We start from the raw sequence: 1,989 nt of genomic DNA, 5'->3' as shown, positions 1-1,989 counted from the left end.
ATCGGTTATATGACTCCTCAACAGCTTGAAGATGCTTTAAGAAAAACTGCATAAAAATTTGAGTTTTTGTGTCTACTATATTGACATAAATCCAACAATAAAACAATAGCTTCATCGGCCCCATTTCTGTCTGCCCAATCTTGATAGTCCTGACAAGTCTCATCTCCTGCATAATATATTTCTTTTAATGTGCACCCATTCCAACTTTTGTTAAACTCTTCTAAAATAATTTGAATAGCAGAATGAATATCATCCTCAGTATATATTTTGGATTCTACATCTATCACATTGATATTCTTAATATTATCACCACAAGCAGGTATACTAAAAAACATTACTAGGCTTATCATTAAACTCATTATTTTTCTCACACTTATCACCTTTTTGATGTTGTCAATTAAGTTCATTCCACAATTATACAACATTTTACATCAATTATATCCATTATATTAAATTTTTTAAAAAATATCTTAACGTTCCACATAATTAAATATCTCTTTCAGCTCCTCAAATCATTAAATACTATATCATGTATCTTAGATCTCGTGCATTTCATTGTAAACTCAGATTTCATATAATCTGTCTTTACTTTTCTTTCGGTTTGCTAATAGTATTAATAAACTAACCAAGCAGTACCCTGATACTGCTATAATAGATGCTTCAATTCCGAACTCCCCTCCTGTCAAAGCAAAGGACTTACTTTCCAATATATAACTGTACAAAGAATAATGATTTAATTCTGTACCAACGCTGATCACTCCACCAATAATCACAAAATTCCAAACAGCATGAACAATAGCGCTATTCCAGATAGACTTGGATTCATAGGTAATAAGCGCCAACATAATTGCTGCCATTGTTCCTGCAATAATCACCAATGCCCAATTCAGCAAACTAAAATTGATCCCAATAAGATGTGCAATACCGAACAAAAGAGAAGGTATAATGATTGCAACTTTTTTATTAAATTTTTTTTCTACAACATTTAACATTATTCCACGAAAAACCATTTCCTCAGTAATTCCCGCTCCAAGGCCTGTAAAAAAAATTCCTCTACTCAATATACTTAATTTCGAATTCAAATCCATCGCATTTTGCTCAAAGGTTCCATTAAATAAGAAAAAACATACAGTTACTATAACCGGCAAAAAAATCGCAACAACTACCCATTTAGACTCCAGTTTAAATTTTGTAATATAATAATTGCCCAGTTCATCGTTTAAATATTTTTTACATAGTAATTTAATTAAATAGTAGGTAAATAGAATATACAAAATACCACATATAATATTGCAAGCAAATTCTGGTACTTTAACCTTAAGCAAAGCCTCAGCAATTAATACTGCTAATATTTGAGATATAATCAGGATCAATATGCTGAATACAATGGATAAAATCATCTTTTTTGTTTTCATTTCCCTTTTCCTCCTTATTATCTCTTTATATAAAGAGTAGAAACATTTTATCCAATGAATATCAGTAGAAGATATCTAGAATTTCCCCTATATCTTTAAATTACATTATAATAATATTATATATATACGTAAATATATACTAAAGTTCTCAAATTCAAGAAAAAATTTGATGTTATCAAAACGTTGTGCTCATATGACTCGATTGGCCATAATGTATACCTGTTGATAATTAATATTGGTTTTTATTGTTATAGTTTTAAATAATTTAATTATAAAAATTTAGTTTACAATAATGTGTTAATATCTTATAATGTGAAAGTTGCTTTACTGAAAACACCATAAATATTATGGTAATTTTACAAATGATTAAGCTGACTAGACTAGAAAGGAGTACACATGAGAAGTAAAATTGGGAGTAAGATTTTAGGATTAGCCATCGCTTTAGCTTTGGTTGGTGAGTTAAGTAATGTACTGAATTTCCTCTTAATCCCCCTAACCCATTTGGACAATCACACACTAGTTTAGTAAAATAATACTAACAGGAGGTTGTCAAAAATGAGGTCAAAGCAAAACA

At 29.4% G+C, this 1,989-nt stretch carries 2 protein-coding genes; both read right to left on the bottom strand.

Annotated features, from left to right (window positions below; genetic code table 11):
* Window positions 1-17 precede the first annotated feature (17 nt).
* On the bottom strand, window positions 18-359 hold the full coding sequence (locus JOD07_RS15230; RefSeq protein ID WP_204614649.1) for a hypothetical protein: 342 nt from the start codon (window positions 357-359) through the stop codon (window positions 18-20).
* Window positions 360-563: 204 nt separating this feature from the next.
* Window positions 564-1,415 carry a CPBP family intramembrane glutamic endopeptidase gene (locus JOD07_RS15225; protein WP_204614647.1) on the bottom strand — a complete coding sequence of 284 codons (852 nt, stop codon included), beginning with the start codon at window positions 1,413-1,415 and terminating at the stop codon, window positions 564-566.
* Between the last annotated feature and the right edge of the window lie 574 nt (window positions 1,416-1,989).

Source organism: Defluviitalea raffinosedens, assembly GCF_016908775.1.
Lineage (GTDB): Bacteria > Bacillota > Clostridia > Lachnospirales > Defluviitaleaceae > Defluviitalea > Defluviitalea raffinosedens.
The sequence above is the reverse complement of the archived record's forward strand: the minus strand, read 5'-3'. Positions and strand labels throughout refer to the sequence as shown.